Origin of the sequence: Yoonia sp. (assembly GCF_014859355.1) — a bacterium.
Classification (GTDB): Bacteria; Pseudomonadota; Alphaproteobacteria; order Rhodobacterales; family Rhodobacteraceae; genus Yoonia.
In genome coordinates, this window is sequence record NZ_JACUUJ010000001.1 from 107,784 (window position 1) to 124,763 (window position 16,980).

At 58.2% G+C, this 16,980-nt stretch carries 16 protein-coding genes and 3 pseudogenes; 15 read left to right on the forward strand and 4 right to left on the reverse strand.

All coding sequences use genetic code 11. From position 1 onward, the window contains the following. Positions 1–53 precede the first annotated feature (53 nt). The 7 genes and pseudogenes from IBX59_RS00545 (at position 54) to ureG (ending at position 3,024) form a co-directional block, all read left to right on the forward strand. Positions 54–407 carry an urease accessory protein UreD gene (locus IBX59_RS00545; protein WP_296371264.1) on the forward strand — a complete coding sequence of 118 codons (354 nt, stop codon included), beginning with the start codon at positions 54–56 and terminating at the stop codon, positions 405–407. A gap of 91 nt (positions 408–498) precedes the next feature. Further along, positions 499–1,104 (forward strand): annotated as a pseudogene (locus IBX59_RS00550) (amidohydrolase family protein); the annotation flags it as partial. Between the two features lie 116 nt (positions 1,105–1,220). Continuing rightward, positions 1,221–1,448: a DUF1127 domain-containing protein gene (locus IBX59_RS00555; protein ID WP_296371266.1), complete on the forward strand. Its 228-nt coding sequence runs from the start codon at positions 1,221–1,223 to the stop codon at positions 1,446–1,448. A gap of 135 nt (positions 1,449–1,583) precedes the next feature. Next, a pseudogene (locus IBX59_RS00560) lies at positions 1,584–1,658 on the forward strand (urease accessory protein UreE); the annotation flags it as partial. Between the two features lie 52 nt (positions 1,659–1,710). Beyond that, complete coding sequence (locus IBX59_RS00565; protein WP_296371268.1) at positions 1,711–2,022, forward strand: urease accessory protein UreF; 312 nt, start codon at positions 1,711–1,713, stop codon at positions 2,020–2,022. Then, a complete protein-coding gene (locus IBX59_RS00570) occupies positions 2,019–2,429 on the forward strand; it encodes a DUF3995 domain-containing protein (RefSeq protein WP_296371269.1) in 411 nt (136 codons plus the stop codon). Before IBX59_RS00565 ends, IBX59_RS00570 begins: the two co-directional genes overlap by 4 nt. Continuing rightward, positions 2,426–3,024 (forward strand): annotated as a pseudogene (ureG, locus tag IBX59_RS00575) (urease accessory protein UreG). The gene IBX59_RS00570 and the pseudogene ureG overlap by 4 nt, the downstream one beginning before the upstream one ends. Here ureG and IBX59_RS00580 read toward each other — a convergent pair. Next, complete coding sequence (locus IBX59_RS00580) at positions 3,018–3,704, reverse strand: hypothetical protein (protein WP_296371271.1); 687 nt, start codon at positions 3,702–3,704, stop codon at positions 3,018–3,020. The pseudogene ureG and the gene IBX59_RS00580 overlap by 7 nt on opposite strands. 227 nt (positions 3,705–3,931) lie before the next feature. Between IBX59_RS00580 and acs the strand changes: the two genes are divergently transcribed. Further along, positions 3,932–5,890, forward strand: a complete 1,959-nt coding sequence (gene acs, locus IBX59_RS00585) for an acetate--CoA ligase (RefSeq protein ID WP_296371503.1) — start codon at positions 3,932–3,934, stop codon at positions 5,888–5,890. Between the two features lie 72 nt (positions 5,891–5,962). Here the strand turns inward: acs and IBX59_RS00590 are convergent, their stop codons facing one another. Both IBX59_RS00590 and IBX59_RS00595 read right to left on the reverse strand, forming a co-directional pair. Beyond that, the gene (locus IBX59_RS00590; RefSeq protein WP_296371272.1) at positions 5,963–6,277 is read right to left on the reverse strand and encodes an HPF/RaiA family ribosome-associated protein; all 315 of its coding nucleotides are present in this window, start codon (positions 6,275–6,277) and stop codon (positions 5,963–5,965) included. Between the two features lie 111 nt (positions 6,278–6,388). Beyond that, positions 6,389–7,765, reverse strand: a complete 1,377-nt coding sequence (locus IBX59_RS00595) for a mechanosensitive ion channel domain-containing protein (RefSeq protein WP_296371274.1) — start codon at positions 7,763–7,765, stop codon at positions 6,389–6,391. 259 nt (positions 7,766–8,024) lie between these two features. Here IBX59_RS00595 and leuC point away from each other — a divergent pair, with 259 nt between their 5' ends. The 6 genes from leuC (at position 8,025) to IBX59_RS00625 (ending at position 14,439) form a co-directional block, all read left to right on the forward strand. Further along, a complete protein-coding gene (gene leuC / locus IBX59_RS00600) occupies positions 8,025–9,431 on the forward strand; it encodes a 3-isopropylmalate dehydratase large subunit (RefSeq protein WP_296371277.1) in 1,407 nt (468 codons plus the stop codon). Continuing rightward, positions 9,431–10,036 carry a 3-isopropylmalate dehydratase small subunit gene (leuD, locus tag IBX59_RS00605; RefSeq protein ID WP_296371279.1) on the forward strand — a complete coding sequence of 202 codons (606 nt, stop codon included), beginning with the start codon at positions 9,431–9,433 and terminating at the stop codon, positions 10,034–10,036. The genes leuC and leuD overlap by 1 nt, the downstream gene beginning before the upstream one ends. Positions 10,037–10,397: 361 nt before the next feature. Continuing rightward, entirely contained in the window at positions 10,398–11,195 is a 798-nt protein-coding gene (locus tag IBX59_RS00610) for a hypothetical protein (protein ID WP_296371282.1), read from the forward strand. A gap of 2 nt (positions 11,196–11,197) precedes the next feature. Further along, positions 11,198–12,190: an endonuclease/exonuclease/phosphatase family protein gene (locus IBX59_RS00615; protein ID WP_367119346.1), complete on the forward strand. Its 993-nt coding sequence runs from the start codon at positions 11,198–11,200 to the stop codon at positions 12,188–12,190. A gap of 85 nt (positions 12,191–12,275) precedes the next feature. Beyond that, positions 12,276–13,382: a 3-isopropylmalate dehydrogenase gene (leuB, locus tag IBX59_RS00620; RefSeq protein ID WP_296371284.1), complete on the forward strand. Its 1,107-nt coding sequence runs from the start codon at positions 12,276–12,278 to the stop codon at positions 13,380–13,382. A 97-nt stretch (positions 13,383–13,479) separates the two neighbouring features. Then, positions 13,480–14,439, forward strand: a complete 960-nt coding sequence (locus tag IBX59_RS00625; protein ID WP_296371286.1) for a DMT family transporter — start codon at positions 13,480–13,482, stop codon at positions 14,437–14,439. Positions 14,440–14,459: 20 nt separating this feature from the next. Here IBX59_RS00625 and IBX59_RS00630 read toward each other — a convergent pair whose 3' ends face one another. After that, positions 14,460–15,269 (reverse strand): division plane positioning ATPase MipZ, encoded by an 810-nt coding sequence (locus IBX59_RS00630; RefSeq protein ID WP_296371289.1) that lies wholly within the window; start codon positions 15,267–15,269, stop codon positions 14,460–14,462. 368 nt (positions 15,270–15,637) lie between these two features. On the opposite strand from IBX59_RS00630, the gene IBX59_RS00635 reads away from it, so the two are divergent. Continuing rightward, entirely contained in the window at positions 15,638–16,945 is a 1,308-nt protein-coding gene (locus IBX59_RS00635) for a DEAD/DEAH box helicase (protein WP_296371292.1), read from the forward strand. Positions 16,946–16,980 lie beyond the last annotated feature (35 nt).

Sequence of the window (16,980 nt, forward strand, 5' to 3'; positions counted from 1 at the left end):
TTCTTGTGCGCTTAAACTATAAGCACCTTGCCCCTGTTTTTCCGGCTTGTCCGGTGCGCTCGGCCCCGCGCGCCGAAGGGGCGCTTTTGCTTTCGGCCAAGCGGCGTGGCGCGGGGACTGTTATTGCCGATTTGCGGCAATCAGGGCCAATGAAGGCCCTGTTTCCGCAGGTTCGCGGTGACGCGCTGCAAGCGGTTTTTCTGAACGCGGCAGGCGGGTTGACCGGTGGCGACAAAATGCAGATCGACATCAGCACCGCGCTGGGCGCACACATTGTGGTTGCGTCGCAAGCGGCAGAGCGTGCCTATCGTGCGCAGCCCGGCCAGATTGCACAGGTGACCGTGACGCTGGATGCACGGTCGGGCGGGCGGATCGACTGGCTGCCGCAGGAAACCATTCTGTTCTAGGCCACGGCGCTGGACCGCCGCCTGATCGTGCATCTGGCCGCCGATGCGACCGCCCTGCTGGTCAAGCCGGTGATTTTCGGGTCGTGCCGCGATGGTCGAGGTGATGATCCGCACGCGGCAGACCGCGCACAAGATGAAGGTGCAGCGCGGCGCGCTGGCGGGCGAGGCGGGGGATAATGATAACCTGCGCGTGCGCCGCTATATTGCGAAATACACGATCAACCCGGCAATTGCGCATGACATTTCCGCGCATGTCGGATCAGTCGAGCTGGGCAAGCGCGCTGATCTGGTAATGTGGGACACGGCCTTTTTGGGTGTCAAACCCGAAATGGTCCTGATGGGGGGCACGATTGTCTGTGCCCAGATGGGTGACCCGAATGCGTCGATCCCCACGCCGCAGCCGGTTTATACGCGGCCCATGTTCGGGGCTTACGGGCGGTCGGTTGAACAGTCTTCGGTGACATTTGCCAGTGCCGCCGGGCAGGATGCCACGATCGGGAATGCGCTGGCGCTGGCCAAGCGGACTTTGCCGGTGGTCAACACGCGCGGGATCGGCAAGACCGATCCGAAGCTGAAGAATGCCATACCCCATATCGAGGTGAACCCCGAAACCTATGAAGTGCGCGCCGATGGTGAACTTCGGACCTGTGAACCGGCCGCTGTTTTGCCCATGGCGCAGCGGTATTTCCTATTTTGAAACCCCGCAGGTTTGCATCGCTTGCAAGCCGGTGCGGCGCAAATGGACGTTGTGGAAAATGAAGGCGGATAGCATATCGACGGCAGGGAGGAACAGTCTAATCAAAGAGGCGTTCCATGGCTTATCAAGCAGACAACACACTGATCACAAACCGCGAAATGCTGGGCGCCTTGGTTGCGCGTCCTTTCGTGGCCGTTTTCGAATTCCTGATCGCGCTTGCCGAGGCAAACCCGACGGCGCGTCAGTTGCAAACGCTCAGCGAAACGAGCGATGCGGCCCTTGCAACCCGGGGTTTGACCCGACAGGGCGAAATCGCCAGGATCATGGGCGGGTCTTACATGTAATTTCGGGCAGGGCGACCTGATGGGCACCCTGCCAATCGCTTACCGCATGTAAATCATGCTGCGGCCGATGACCAAGTTGCTTTGGCTTGTGATGCGCGCCTGTTGTGGCTGGCATGGCATGTGGGCAACCGGCACGTGCCCTGTGCCGTCGCGGCTGATGCGTTGATCTTGCAACGCGAAAAGGTGATGCGCGCCATGCTGGAACAGTTGGGCGCCACGGTCACGGATTTTGACGGGACGTTCACCCTCGAAGGTGGTGCATATGGACCTGCCCGATATGGCCTATCCTGTGGCCGTGAGGCGGGCCGCCGGGTTGGTTGGCCTGCCTGTTGTGCCAACTGCGCAGGTGTGGTTGCAAGGCTTTGCCAGCAATCTGGTGCAGTCAGCACAGCGCCTGATGCCTGTGGGGCAAACGGCAGGGCAGCGTATTTTGGCGGGCCTTACACCAGTGTGCGGGGCGATGGGGGAAATGGCTGCACGGGTCGCGCTGGATGATATCGGGTCGGCAACCTTAGCGGTTGATGTCGTATCCATGCAGCATGAAATGCAATATTCGCGTATCTTCAGATCATGATGATTCTTGCTCTTCTTCTGTCGGTTGTTCTGGGCGTGGTGGCGGTGATCCATGCGGCGTGGGGGTTTGGCATCTGGGTGCCGATCCGCAACGAAGATGCCTTGGTCCGTGCTGCAGTGGGGGCCGCAGGCGTGACACGTATGCCAGGGCCGATCCCTTGTTTTCTGGTGGTTGCGGGGCTGTTGGTCGTGCTTGGCGCGATCTGGATGCAAAGCGGGGTTTTGCGCGGTATCGTTTTATGGGCGGCGGCGGTTGTGTTTCTGGGGCGCGGGGCGATGGCCTATGCAAGGTTCTGGCGCAAGATGGCGCCAGTCGAACCCTTTGCCACCTATGACCGCCGTTATTATGGCCCGCTGAGCCTTGTTGTAGGGGTCGGGCTTTTGGTCATCGTTTCAGGGGGGTTTTGATTTCACCGCATGGACCCTTGCGCGTTGGTATTGGTGGCCCTGTCGGGGCGGGTAAGACAACGCTGACAGCCGCGCTGGCCCGCGCGCGATGACATCAGCCTTGGGGTGATCACGAATGATATCTACACGCAGGAAGACGCCGAAGCCCTGATGCGGATGCAGACCCTGCCTGCGGATCGGGTGATAGGCGAGGAAACGGGCGGCTGTCCGCATACAGCAATCGGCTAAGATGCATCGATCAATCAGGCTGCCGTGGCCGAAATGCGCGCGCTCCACGATGATCTGGCGCTGATCCTGATCGAAAGCGGTGGCGACAACCAGTCGGCAACCTTTAGCCCGGAACTGGCCGATGTGACGATCTATGTGATCGACGTGGCCGCCGGAGAGGAAATACCCCGCAAGGGCGGCCCGGCGATTACTCGGTCGGACATTCTGGTGATCAACAAGACCGACCTGGCCCCGCATGTCGGGGCCTCGCTGGATGTGATGGCGCGCGATGCAGGGTGATTTGCAGGTGGTTTTTGCCGGCCTGCGGCAGGCTGAAGGTGTCGCTGACGTGACCTGCGTGTTGCGCGAAATTGGCGGGCTTCAGTAGGTCGTCCAAAGATCCAGTTTGATGGCGGCGCCGTGATCGCCGGTTATCCCCTGAATCCAGCCCAGATTGACGCGGTAACGGTCCGTGATGGCATAGCTGACGGATGCCGCTGTCTTGGCGTAATAATCATCCCTATAGCCTTGGCCGGTTTGCAACTGCGCAATCGTTGCCCAGCGATCATTGATGTTGTAACCCCATGTCATGTCGACCTTGGGCCGAAACACGGTGTCGATGGTGGCATATGTGGCGGTGGCCTCGATTGTCAGCCAACCAGTGTCCAACCCCCGCCCCCATGCCAGCCCGCCACGCAGCAGCGTTTCTGCCGGGTGATGGGCATCGACCCGCGCGCCATAGGCCAGACTGGCCGCCAGCCTGTCGCGCCCGGTGTTGTCCAGCAAGGGAAAGCTGGCAAAGACAAACCCGGTGTGAATGCGGCCCCGGTCAGCGGTGTGATAATCAATCCCGACAGTGACCCGCGGGGTCAGCCCATATTCGACATAGGCAGTCGGGTCATAATGCACCGGCAGTTCGGACCCGTCCGACAAAAACAGGTTGCTGCCCGTAGCGATGAACCACTGGCCGGTTTCGCGCGGCCATGGCCCGCCGTAGGCCGGCAGTGCAAGCGCCAGCAGACACCATGAAATGACGATTGCACGCACGACACGACCTTTACTAAGCATCGGCAGTTTGCGCAGAAAGGGTTAAGGACAGGTTAAGATCAACGGCGGCAGAAATCTGGATTGTCAAATAATTTACAAAATTACTGCAGGCTGGTTGTGAAGATTGACAAAACCCATGCTGGCGCTTTCGGGCGACTTGGATTCTTTTTCAATCTGCTCATGATGCACACTGAGGCGGCAGCGGCACGTGTCCGCGCCGAAAAACCAAGCACAAGGGGGGAGATATGATGACTGAACAGACACCCGCACTTTATCCGCCGTCGACCGCGTTTGCGAAAAATGCCCATGTCGACAAGGCCAAATATGAAGAAATGTATGCGGCATCCGTGTCAGACCCCGCCGCGTTCTGGGCCGAACATGGCAAGCGCGTCGATTGGATCAAGCCGTTTACAAAGGTCCAGAACGCCAGCTTTGCGCCCGGCAGTGTTGACATCAAATGGTTTGAAGACGGCACGCTGAACGTCGCCGCCAACTGTATTGACCGGCATCTTGCCACCCGTGGCGACCAGACAGCGATCATCTGGGAACCCGATGATCCGAACGATGATGCGCTGCACATCACCTATAACATGCTGGCCGAACAGGTTGGCATCATGGCGAACGTCATGAAAAAGCTGGGCGTCGGCAAGGGCGACCGGGTGGTCATCTATATGCCGATGATCCCCGAAGCAGCCTATGCCATGCTGGCTTGCGCCCGGATCGGGGCGATTCATTCGATCGTGTTTGCGGGCTTTTCCCCCGATGCGCTGGGCGCGCGGGTCAATGGTTGCGATGCCAAACTGGTCGTCACGGCCGATCATGCCCCGCGCGGTGGCCGCAAGACCAAGCTGAAAGACAATGTGAACCAGGCCCTGTTGAATGACTTTGACGAGGTGAAATGCCTTGTTGTCAAACGCACAGGCGATCAGGTTGCGTGGCGTGAAAACCTTGATTTCTGGCTGCACGAAGAGGCGAAAACCGTCACCGCCGATTGCCCGCCTGCGGAAATGAACGCCGAAGACCCGCTGTTCATTCTTTACACATCAGGGTCTACCGGCCAGCCCAAGGGTGTGGTGCATACCACCGGTGGTTATCTGGTCTATGCGTCGATGACGCAGCAATACACCTTTGATTATCACGATGGCGATGTGTTCTGGTGCACCGCAGATGTGGGTTGGGTGACCGGCCACAGCTATATCGTTTATGGCCCGCTGGCCAATGGCGCGACCACGGTGATGTTCGAAGGGGTGCCAACCTACCCCGATGCGGGCCGGTTCTGGCAGGTGTGTGAAAAGCACAAGGTGAACCAGTTTTACACCGCCCCTACTGCCATTCGGGCGCTGATGGCGCAGGGCAACAGCTTTGTCGAAAAATACGATCTGTCCGATCTCAAGGTGCTGGGCACCGTGGGTGAACCGATCAACCCCGAGGCATGGAACTGGTATAACGACGTGGTTGGCAAGGGGAATGTGCCCATCGTTGACACATGGTGGCAGACCGAAACGGGGGGGCATCTGTTAACCCCGCTGCCCGGCGCGACGGCGACAAAACCCGGGTCTGCGACGCTACCGTTCTTTGGCATCCAGCCTGTGATCCTGGAGCCGACCACCGGCGAGGAAATCACCGATACGGTCGCCGAAGGTGTCTTGTGCATCAAGAACAGCTGGCCGGGCCAGATGCGCACCGTCTGGGGCGACCATGACAGGTTTGAAAAAACCTATTTCGCGGATTACAAGAATTACTATTTTACTGGTGATGGCTGCCGCCGCGATGCTGATGGGTATTACTGGATTACGGGCCGCGTTGATGACGTGATCAACGTGTCCGGTCACCGCATGGGCACCGCCGAAGTTGAAAGCGCCCTGGTCGCACATGCCGCCGTCGCCGAAGCTGCGGTTGTCGGTTATCCACATCCTATCAAGGGGCAGGGCATTTACGCCTATGTCACCCTGATGAATGGTGAAACGCCAACGGATGATTTGCGCAAGGAACTGGAAGCCTTTGTGCGGACGGAAATTGGCCCGATTGCCAAACCTGACCTGATCCAATGGGCACCGGGCCTGCCCAAGACGCGGTCGGGCAAGATCATGCGCCGCATCCTGCGAAAGATCGCCGAGGATGATTTCGGTGCGCTGGGCGATATATCGACCCTTGCCGATCCGTCCGTCGTGGACGATCTGATCGAAAACCGGATGAACCGCGGCTAAAATACCCCGTATCACGATAAAAGCCCGCCATCACTGGCGGGCTTTTTTGTAGGGGCTGTCAGGCCACGTGCCTTAACGTTTTGCCAGTTTGCCGAATTCGCTGTCTAACAGGGCGCGCACCTTTTTCGCACCGCCGCGCAGGGCGGCTTCGGCGTTGGCATCAAAATGGGTGACGGTTTGCGGCTGCATCCCTTCGGGGCGGGCTTCGATAGTGCAGCGGATATCATCGGCACCGCCTTTGGCGCCATTCACATCGGCAAGATGCACCTCGATCCGCGACAGGCGGCTGGTCAGATGCCCCAGCGCGGAAGACACGATCGTTTCTGCGATTTCGGCAAGGCGATCATCACCGTGGATGTTTGCATCTGTGTTGAATTGGAATTGCATGTCGGTCCTTCCGCATTTTTCTGGTCTTATACCATATAGCTAATCACCAATCTGTAACTTTCCAAGGCACCGGCCAAGGGAAAGGGTACATCCTGGGCATTTGATTTGTTGTCAATCCGGCGCAACCCGCACATTCACCTGTTCGCTTTCCAGCAGTTTCACTTCCCTCTGAGGGAAAGGAATGCTGATGCCGTGTTCGGCAAAGGCATCCCATAAGGCCAGATAGATATTGCCGCGGATGTTGGTCAGCCCGCCGGTGGGGTCGCTGATCCAGAACCGTAGGACATAGTCCACCGAACTGTCGCCAAAGCCGACGATATGGCACACGGTGGGCCGCGATGTCAGCACGCGGTCAACCCCTTGGGCGGCTTCGACCGCGATCTTGCGCACCTCGTGCGGGTTGTCGCTGTAGGCGGTGCCGAAATGGATATCCAGCCGGACAAATTCATTCGAATGTGACCAGTTGACGACTTGGCCAGTAATCAGATCCTCGTTCGGGATCAGGTATTCGCGGCCGTCGCGCGTGACAACGGACACATAGCGCGCGCCCAGCGAATTGATCCAGCCAAAGGTATCGCCCAGCGAAATCACGTCACCCGGTTTGATGGACTTGTCCAGCAGGATGATGACACCGGACACAAGGTTTGACACCACCTTTTGCAGACCAAACCCAAGACCCACACCAATGGCCCCAGACAGAACGGCAAGGCCGGTCAGGTCGATCCCCAGCGCGCGCACCCCGATGAAAAACGCAAAACCATAAAGCCCGAACTGCACGGCCTTGATCAGCAGCACCTGCATTGATGGGCTGATGTCCTGATTGCTGCGAATGCGGCTGGCCGTGCTGCGGGTAAAGAACCGCGCCAGCGCGATCAGCACCCCCAGAATGACCAGCGACTGCACCAGCAGCAGCAGCGAAAACCGGATATCGCCCATGGTGAAACCGATGCTGTCCAACAGGCGTTCGGCGGGGTCCAGAACGCCCAGAATACGCAGCGTGACATAAGCCCAAGCCCCATAGCGGATGCTGCGGCGCAGGGTCTGGCTTTTGATCAGGCGGGTCAGGAACGCAATGCAGAGCCATGCAAAGGCCAGTGTGCCGACAATGCCAAGCAGGTAGCTGCGGCTGGGCCACGTCACCTCGCGCATGATGTAGATGGTCAGCCAGATCAGTGTGACAAAGAAAATCGCGCGCAGCCGCTGGTGGACAACGACCAAAATGCGCATCCGCCATTTCGGCCAGTTTTCGCGCGATGCCATCCATGCCCTGATCCGGGGGCCAAAAATCGCGCGCAACACATGCGCCAGCACCAGCAACCCAATGATAATGCCGATCTGATACATGTTCCATGTGCGGAACAGGCTTTGAACGAAGGTCTGCCCTTGGGTAAACAGATCTGTGCTGATCGCCAGAATTTCATCCAACTGCTGACCCGCCGTGTCTGTCGATACGGTCTGCGTTTGTGGTGTATTGGTATGATTGGCCATGAAACCCTATCGTATGTGTCGCACAAACTGTGGCACGCGCCCGATTGGGTGGCAAGCACCGGTCACCGATTGCAGCCCTTGCGAGACGGGGGGGCAAGGTGTATCTGCTAGGGCATGAAACAGGTTTTTGATATGGATGATCGCGCCCGTCTGCCTTGGCGGTTTTACGGCGCGACCTGCACGATCCTCGCGCGGCGCTGACCACCGCCAGTTTCCGCACGCCTGCCTTTTACTGACATTCTGACAACGGGAGAGGACCATGTCCCCCAAAACGCTTTATGATAAAATCTGGGATGCGCATGTCGCGCATGAAGCCGAAGACGGCACCTGCCTGCTGTATATCGACCGCCATCTGGTGCACGAAGTGACCAGCCCGCAAGCCTTTGAAGGGCTGCGCATGGCGGGCCGCACCGTGCGTGCACCGGACAAGACAATTGCCGTGCCCGACCATAACGTGCCGACCACCCCCGGCCGCGATGACCCCAAGAACATGACCGAAGACAGCGCCATTCAGGTCGCTGCACTGGATACCAACGCCAAGGAATTCGGCATTCATTACTATCCGGTGTCTGATGTCCGTCAGGGGATCGTGCATATCGTCGGCCCCGAACAGGGCTGGACATTGCCCGGCATGACCGTGGTTTGCGGCGACAGCCACACCGCGACGCATGGCGCATTCGGTGCGCTGGCCCACGGCATCGGCACATCCGAGGTGGAACATGTGCTGGCGACACAAACGCTGATCCAGAAGAAATCAAAGAACATGAAGGTGGAAATCACCGGCAAACTGGCCCCCGGTGTCACCGCCAAGGATATTACGCTGTCCGTGATCGGGGCCACAGGCACCGCTGGCGGAACCGGCTATGTCATCGAATATTGCGGTGATGCGATCCGCGATCTGTCCATGGAAGGGCGGATGACCGTCTGCAACATGGCGATCGAAGGCGGCGCGCGCGCAGGTATCATTGCGCCGGATGAAAAAACCTATGAATACTGCAAGGGCCGCCCCCACGCCCCCAAAGGTGCCGCATGGGAAGCCGCCGTCGCCTGGTGGAAAACGCTTTATACCGACGAAGACGCGCATTTCGACAAGGTCGTGACGCTGAAAGGCGAAGATATCGCGCCCGTCGTCACGTGGGGTACATCGCCCGAAGACGTGCTGCCGATCACGGCATCCGTGCCATCCGCCGACAGTTTCACCGGCGGCAAGGTCGGTGCGGCGCAGCGTTCGCTGGAATACATGGACCTGACGCCCGGCACACCGTTGACCGACATTGAAATTGATACCGTGTTCATCGGGTCATGCACCAATGGCCGGATCGAGGATTTACGCGCCGCTGCCGCGATCCTGAAAGGCAAAAAGAAAAAAGACGGGCTGCGCGCGATGGTCGTGCCTGGCTCTGGCCTTGTGCGCGCACAAGCCGAAGAAGAAGGGCTGGCGCAGATTTTCATCGACGCCGGTTTTGAATGGCGGTTGGCCGGATGTTCGATGTGTCTGGCGATGAACCCAGACCAACTGGCGCCGGGTGAACGCTGTGCGGCGACGTCCAACCGCAACTTTGAAGGCCGCCAGGGGCGTGGCGGGCGCACCCACCTGATGTCGCCTGCCATGGCTGCGGCTGCGGCGATTACCGGCAAACTGACCGACGTGCGGGAGATGATGTAATGCAAAAATTCACCAAAATCAGCGGCATCGCCGCACCTATGCCTTTGGTCAATATCGACACCGATATGATCATCCCCAAACAGTTCCTGAAAACGATCAAACGGTCCGGCCTTGGCGTGAATCTGTTCGACGAGATGCGCTATGATGACGACCGCAACGAAATTCCCGATTTCGTGCTGAACAAGCCGCAGTATCGCGATGCACAAATTCTTGTGACGGGCGAAAACTTTGGCTGCGGGTCATCGCGCGAACATGCGCCATGGGCAATTGCCGATTTCGGCATCACCTGCGTTATTGCGCCGTCCTTTGCTGATATTTTTTACAGCAACTGTTTCAAGAACGGGATCTTGCCCATCGCGTTACCGCAAGAACAGGTCGATGTGCTGATGAACGACGCCGAAAAGGGATCAAATGCCCGGATCGAAGTCGATCTTGAGGCGCAGACGATCACGTCATCCGATGGCCAAGTTTTCACATTCGAGGTGGATTCTTTCAAAAAACATTGCCTGATGAACGGCCTCGACGATATCGGATTGTCGTTGGAAAAAGTCGCCGCAATCGACGGATTTGAAGCAAAAGCCAGCGCAGAGCGCCCTTGGGTCTGAGGCGCTTTTGCTTTCTCTGAATGATCACACCGCCCGCGCTTTTCGGGCGGTGTGGTGCCGCTTTTGAACGGTTTTCATCGGTTTTCGTCTTGATCGGGGCGCCAATTGGCCTTGTGTGTTTCGTTGCAAAATTAGCGCAAAGAGCTTGCAATCGCCTGTATCGATCCACCTAAATTGTTGAACAATGGCCTGCTTTGCGCTGGATTGTATCCATGCTCAGGCGGCGTTGGGTTGACCAAGGCGCAGACAGCAGTGGGTTTGGGGCAGGCCACCACTGGTTGAATTGGGGCGTGCATCCTGGCATGTGCAGACTCCGAAAGAGGGTGAAAGCAAGCTGATGTTTCGACTGCCAGCAGCTCTGATGCGCGCAGTTCTTGTTGTGACGCTGATTATTTTGCCGTCTGCAATTCTGCCGGGCGGGGCGGATGACAATACCCAGATCGTCGCTTTGGTCGCAATTTTTGCAGCCCTTTTCACGATTGTCGAATACAGCGCCAACAGCCCCAGCCTGGTCGAGTTTCGGGACGCTCCCCCCTTTAATCGTGTCCGATTTTTTGCGCTTTTTGCGACGGTGATCTGCCTTTCGCTGATTTTCCGGGGTTTTACATCGCCTTCGAAAATCACCGAGTCAGTTCAGAATTTGGGGCACCATATTGGCCGTGTCATCGACTTTCCCATGTCGCCGGTGCGGCTGATGGCCGACCTGATGCCGGCAGCTACCAGCCCTGAACTGGTCAACCAGTTGCGCGATGCGGCAGGGCTTAGCTATTTGATTTCGTTGGTTTCGGTCATCTGGTTCGTCATCATGTTGCGGTTGCAGCAATGGCCACGTCGCGGCGGGTCGTTCAACGTGTGGGTCAACTTGCCGACATTTGATCCAACGGCCGGGGGCGATGTGGTAAAAAGGTTGAAACGTGATCGACTGTTTAACATTATCTTAGGGTTTTTGCTGCCATTTCTCATTCCGGCGATCATCAAACTGGCGTCGTTTTTGGGCGGCCCGGTTAGGCTTGATGATCCGCATGTATTGATATGGACGGTGACAGCATGGGCGTTTCTGCCTGCAAGTATTCTGATGCGCGGCGTGGCGCTGGGTCGGGTGGCGCAGATGATCGACCTGCAACGACAAAAAGCCCAATCAACAACCGCTTCAAATTGATTTTGCTCGGGCTGCTTATTGAGTTTCTGCCGTTTTCTGCCGTCGCTGACACCCTTCGCATTGCCACTTACGCCGCCCCGTTAAGCCGTGATGGCCCGGGGCTGCTGGCGCGTGACCTGATCCAGCGGGATGATCCGCAAATTGCGGCTATTGTCGCTGTGATCGACGGTGTGCGGCCTGATATTCTGCTGTTGACAGATTTTGACTATGATCTGGACGGGGTTGCGCTGGCGGCCTTTGCCGCGCGTTTCGGGGGGCGATATCCGCATCAATACGCTGCGCGCCCGAACACCGGATTGCAGACCGGGCTGGATATGGACCGCAACGGTAAGATTGGACAGCCGCGTGACGCACAAGGCTATGGTCGTTTTGCAGGTGATGGCGGTATGGCGGTCTTGTCACGATTTGCGATTGGAAAGGTGCGGGAACTCTCTGGCCTTCTGTGGCGTGATCTGCCTGGTGCGGTTTTGCCCGTTTTGAACGGTGCGCCTTTTCACACGGATGACATGCTGGCGGTGCAGCGGCTTTCGACCAGCGGCCATTGGATTGTCCCGATCGACCTGGCCGACGGGGTGCTGCATATTCTGGCGTTTTCGGCAACACCGCCTGTTTTCGACGGGCCCGAAAGGCGCAATGCCTTGCGCAACCGTGACGAACTCCGCCTGTGGGAGGCGCTGCTGGACGGGGTGTTTGGCGCGGTGCCGGACAGGTTTATTATCGCCGGGAATGCCAACCTTGATCCGGTTGACGGGGCTGGTGACCGGGCGGCGATGGCGGCATTTCTTGCCCGCCCTGATCTGCAAGACCCCATGCCAGGAACCAAAACGGCGCATTGGCCCAACGATGACGGGCCGGGCCAGCTACGGGTCAGTTATGTGCTGCCGTCGGTCGCATGGCGACTGGCTGATGCGGGTGTTGCCGGGCCGGCTGCTGCTGATGCGCTGGCGGTCGACCTTGGCCCGCATCGCCTTGTTTGGGTGGATGTCATGCAATAGTGGCCTGGCGCGCATCGCGCCCGTCTTGAATATCTTTGCTTGACGGGCTAGGGGCTGTGCAACCAATGCAACCAAGGAACATCCCATGTCCAACCCTTCCCTTTTGATCCTCGCCGGTGACGGTATCGGCCCTGAAGTCATGGACGAGGTAAAGCGGATCATCACGTGGTTCGGCGAAAAGCGCGACCTTGGTTTTGACGTAACTGAAGATCTGGTTGGCGGCTGCGCCTACGATGTGCATGGTGTGCCCTTGACCGATGCCACAATGGCCCACGCACAAGAGGTGGACGCGGTGCTGCTGGGCGCTGTGGGTGGCCCGCAATACGACAACCTTGATTTCAGCGTAAAGCCGGAACGCGGCTTGCTGCGCCTGCGCAAGGAAATGGACCTGTTCGCCAACCTGCGCCCCGCGCAGTGTTTTGATGCATTGGCCGACTTTTCATCGCTCAAGCGTGATATTGTGGCCGGTCTGGATATCATGATCGTGCGCGAACTGACCTCGGGCGTCTATTTTGGCGAACCGCGCGGCATTCATATTGAAAACGGGATGCGCGTGGGCATCAACACCCAGCGCTATACCGAAGCTGAAATCGCACGCATCGCGCGGTCTGCGTTTGAATTGGCGCGCAAGCGGTCGGGTAAGGTCTGTTCGATGGAAAAGGCCAACGTCATGGAATCCGGCATCTTGTGGCGCGATGTCGTGACCGAGGTGCATCAGGCCGAATATCCCGATATCGAACTTTCGCATATGTATGCTGACAATGGCGCGATGCAGTTGGTGCGCGCGCCCAAACAGTTTGACGTTATCCTGACTGACAATCTGTTTGGCGATATTCTGTCGGATTGTGCCGCGATGTTGACGGGCAGCCTTGGCATGTTGCCATCTGCCTCGCTTGGCCAGCCGATGGCCAATGGCCGCCCCAAGGCGATGTATGAACCGGTTCACGGGTCTGCCCCTGATATTGCCGGTCAGGGCAAGGCGAACCCGATTGCCTCTATCCTGTCGTTCGCGATGGCGCTGCGCTATTCCTTTGACCAAGGTGCCGAGGCCGCCCGGCTTGAAGGCGCAATCGCCAAAGTCCTGGAAGACGGCGCACGCACTGGCGACCTGATGGGGCCAGAAGGTGGCACCCCGCTAAGCACAACGCAGATGGGTGATGCGATCTTGGCGGCGCTTGATGCATCTCTTTAAAGTTTGACAGCTCTGGGGATGGCATGCGCGGGTTTTCCTTGACTTGCACATGCCACCCAGCTTGTTCTGGGCCCGCACCGGACGAAAGGAACAAGCCATGTCGCCCAACGCAAAAGGTGCGGTCTTTGCGCTGATCGCCTTTGGTATCTTTGCAACGCATGATGTCGTGGTCAAGGTACTGGGGGGCATCTATGCGCCATTCCAGATCGTCTTTTTTTCGGTGCTGTTCAGCTTTCCCTTGGCGACGGTCACGCTGATGCGCGATTCCAAACCGGGGACGCTGCTGCCGGTGCATCCTTGGTGGATGGCCGTGCGCACCATCGCGACCGTCATCACCGGCGTATGTGCATTTTACGCATTTTCAGTGCTGCCACTGGCGGAAACCTACGCGATCCTGTTCGCTGCCCCGTTGTTGATCACCGTTTTGGCGATCCCTGTTCTGGGGGAAACCGTCCGTTTGCGCCGCTGGTTGGCAGTGATCGTGGGCTTGGTGGGGGTGCTGGTTGTGTTGCGTCCAGGCCAGACGGCATTGTCGCTTGGCCATTTGGCGGCTTTGACCGCAGCGATTTGCGGGGCGCTTTCCTCTATCATCGTGCGGAAAATCGGGTCGGTGGAACGCCCTGTCGTGATCCTGCTGTATCCGATGGTGGCAAATTTTGTCCTGATGGCGTGTGCGCTGCCGTTTTTTTATAAACCAATGCCGATTGAACATCTGGGTCTGGTGGGAATCATTGCAGCCTTTGGATGGATCGCGAACAGGTTGACCATCGCGGCCTATCAAGCCGGCGAGGCGGCGATCATTGCACCCATGCAATACAGCCAGATCATCTGGGCTACGGGATTTGGTTTGTTGTTTTTTGACGAAACGATCGATCAGATGACAGCGATTGGCGCGGCGATCATTATCACGAGTGGCCTCTATATCGTTTTGCGCGAAAGCCGCGCCGGTGCGTCGGCGACAACCCCGGTTTTACGCACCCTTTCGCGAACTGAAACCGGTACGACGCCACGTGTCAGCCTGCTGATGCGGTTGCGCGGGAAAGAGCCGCCGCGATAAACCCAACTTGAACAAAGGGTTTAAAAATCAGGCGTTATACCCGGCAGATTCAGGGCGCGGATCAGGTCTCGCAATTCCTGGCGGGCTGCAATGTTGGAAATGTTCATGCCTTTGACGCCGATGTCGCGCAGGTCCAAGAGTGTCAGCCCACGGGGGAAAAGTTCACGGAAGATCACCCGTTCGTTGAAGCCGGGCGCTGTGCGAAACCCGATCCGTTTGGCGAGTTTGCCGACGGCGCGTTCCATCTTTTCCTTGTTGACCATGGCTTGCGCGCCGACGCGGTTGCGCACGACGACCCAGTCAATTGGTTTCAGGCCAGCCTGCGCGCGCAGTTGTCGGGCGTTCCAGACCATTTCAGAATAGACCGAGGGGCCTGTAATTTCTTCGCCATCGCTATCGACATGCGCAAGTAGGTCGAAATCGATGAAACTGTCGTTCAGCGGGGTGATCAGCGTGTCAGCAAGGCTATGGGCCACCTGGCTTAGCCGCGTGTGTGCCCCGGGGCAGTCAATCAGGATAAAATCGCTATCGCTTTCCATTTGTGCGACAGCAATGGACAAGCGGTGATCAAAAGCATTTTCGCCCGGTTTCAGGCTGTCCTGTCCAATATCGGGCAAATCATGATGCACCGGCGTCGGCAGGTTCAGCCCTTGTTTGGTAAGATATATTTGGCGGTTCAAAAGATACCGCCCCAGAGTTTTCTGCCGCAGGTCAAGGTCCAACGTTGCGACGCTGTGGCCCATGCGTGCAAGCGCCGTGGCCACATGCATGGAAACGGTCGATTTGCCCGCGCCGCCCTTTTCATTGCCAACAACGATGATATGCGCCACGCGATAGCCCCCAACAATTTGTGGTTTGTCGCATTATATGGTGGCTAATGGCCAAGGGAAAGCAATAGGGGCCTGGTGCAACGCAATTTTTGCATGGCCTTGACATATGCTGCCAAACCCATCATCTGCCAGTCAACCGATGCAAGCTGCCGCGTGAGCAGAGCGGGACGGAAAAGTCCATCGCAAGGCATCGTTTGATTTTCCAGGTTCCCACATCACGCAGGGGTCCCGCGCCAGATCGGCGCCCGGACAATGTGGTCTTGGCTGTCAGCATATGGCGCAACCTTGCACGGGTTCATCCGCACGATGCGGGTGCGCCGAACCATATGCACGGGCCTGATGCCCGACAGACAGAAAGAGCGATCCAGATGGATTTTGACATGTTGGGCCTTGCGCCCCGCCTTATTGCAATTTTGAAAGAACAAGGGATCACCGATCCCACCCCGATCCAGACGCAGGCGATCCCGCATGCGATGAACGGCCGCGATGTGATGGGCCTTGCCCAGACCGGCACCGGCAAGACCGCCGCCTTTGGCCTGCCGATGATCAATGCGCTGATGAAGGCGGGTGTGAAACCCAACCCAAAAACCGTGCGCGGCCTGATCCTTGCGCCCACGCGCGAACTGGCAAAACAGATTGCCGATAACCTGACCGCCTATACCAAAGGTAGCCACCTGAAGGTGGCGCTGGTTGTGGGCGGTGCGGGCATCGTGGCCCAGACCAAACGGCTTGCCGGTGGTGTGGATCTGCTGGTTGCGACACCAGGTCGCCTGATCGACCTGTTGGAACGACGCGCGGTGCGGCTTGATGAAACGGTCTATCTGGTGCTGGATGAAGCAGACCAGATGCTTGACATGGGCTTTATTCACGCACTCCGCCGGATTGCCCCGCTTTTAGCCAAGGACCGGCAGACGATGATGTTTTCAGCGACAATGCCGAAACTGATGGCAGAGCTGGCCGATACGTATTTGACTGACGCCGTGCGTGTCCAGGTGAACCCCCCGGGTCAGGCTGTGCAAAAAATCGAACAGTCGGTGCATTTCGTGGCACAGGCGGCCAAGACAGACCTGCTTGTGGAACTGCTTGATCAACACCGTGACGAATTGGCGCTGGTGTTTGGCCGGACCAAACATGGCTGTGAAAAACTGTTCAAAACCTTGGAAAACAAGGGCTTTGCAGCAGCATCCATCCATGGGAACAAATCCCAAGGTCAGCGTGAACGCGCGATTGAGGCCTTTAAATCTGGCAAGGTTCGCGTGCTGGTCGCCACCGATGTGGCCGCCCGTGGCATTGACATTCCCGGGGTACGTCACGTTTACAACTACGATCTGCCGAATGTGGCGGAAAATTATGTTCACCGTATTGGCCGCACCGCGCGCGCAGGTGCTGATGGGTGTGCCATCGCTCTGGTTGCACCGGACGAGATGATCGAACTGCAAGACATCGAAAGGGCGATGAAAGAAACGATTCCCGTCGCGTCAGGCCGCCCTTGGGAAATTCAGCCTGGTCAGAAAAAACGGCCGAATGGCGGCGGCGGCGGTGGGCGTCGTGGTGCTGGTGGCGGTGGCCAGCGGACTGGCGGCAAACCAGGGGGCGGTAAGATGGCGCAAGGGCGACCCGCAGGCAACCGTCGGCGTAACGGCGCTGCCAAAGGTGGGCGCAGCAACGCGGCCTGATATGCTGCGGGGCGGGTGATTTGCCCGCCTCGCTT

What these genes read in the sequence shown, in the direction of transcription:
- IBX59_RS00555 (WP_296371266.1), top strand. Translation starts at nt 1,221, where the DNA reads ATGGCTTATCAAGCAGACAACACACTGATCACAAACCGCGAAATGCTG.
- IBX59_RS00590 (WP_296371272.1), bottom strand. Translation starts at nt 6,277, where the DNA reads ATGCAATTCCAATTCAACACAGATGCAAACATCCACGGTGATGATCGC.
- leuD (WP_296371279.1), top strand. Translation starts at nt 9,431, where the DNA reads ATGCAAAAATTCACCAAAATCAGCGGCATCGCCGCACCTATGCCTTTG.
- leuB (WP_296371284.1), top strand. Translation starts at nt 12,276, where the DNA reads ATGTCCAACCCTTCCCTTTTGATCCTCGCCGGTGACGGTATCGGCCCT.
- IBX59_RS00610 (WP_296371282.1), top strand. Translation starts at nt 10,398, where the DNA reads ATGCGCGCAGTTCTTGTTGTGACGCTGATTATTTTGCCGTCTGCAATT.
- IBX59_RS00595 (WP_296371274.1), bottom strand. Translation starts at nt 7,765, where the DNA reads ATGGCCAATCATACCAATACACCACAAACGCAGACCGTATCGACAGAC.
- IBX59_RS00625 (WP_296371286.1), top strand. Translation starts at nt 13,480, where the DNA reads ATGTCGCCCAACGCAAAAGGTGCGGTCTTTGCGCTGATCGCCTTTGGT.
- IBX59_RS00570 (WP_296371269.1), top strand. Translation starts at nt 2,019, where the DNA reads ATGATGATTCTTGCTCTTCTTCTGTCGGTTGTTCTGGGCGTGGTGGCG.
- IBX59_RS00565 (WP_296371268.1), top strand. Translation starts at nt 1,711, where the DNA reads ATGGACCTGCCCGATATGGCCTATCCTGTGGCCGTGAGGCGGGCCGCC.
- leuC (WP_296371277.1), top strand. Translation starts at nt 8,025, where the DNA reads ATGTCCCCCAAAACGCTTTATGATAAAATCTGGGATGCGCATGTCGCG.
- IBX59_RS00580 (WP_296371271.1), bottom strand. Translation starts at nt 3,704, where the DNA reads ATGCTTAGTAAAGGTCGTGTCGTGCGTGCAATCGTCATTTCATGGTGT.
- acs (WP_296371503.1), top strand. Translation starts at nt 3,932, where the DNA reads ATGACTGAACAGACACCCGCACTTTATCCGCCGTCGACCGCGTTTGCG.
- IBX59_RS00635 (WP_296371292.1), top strand. Translation starts at nt 15,638, where the DNA reads ATGGATTTTGACATGTTGGGCCTTGCGCCCCGCCTTATTGCAATTTTG.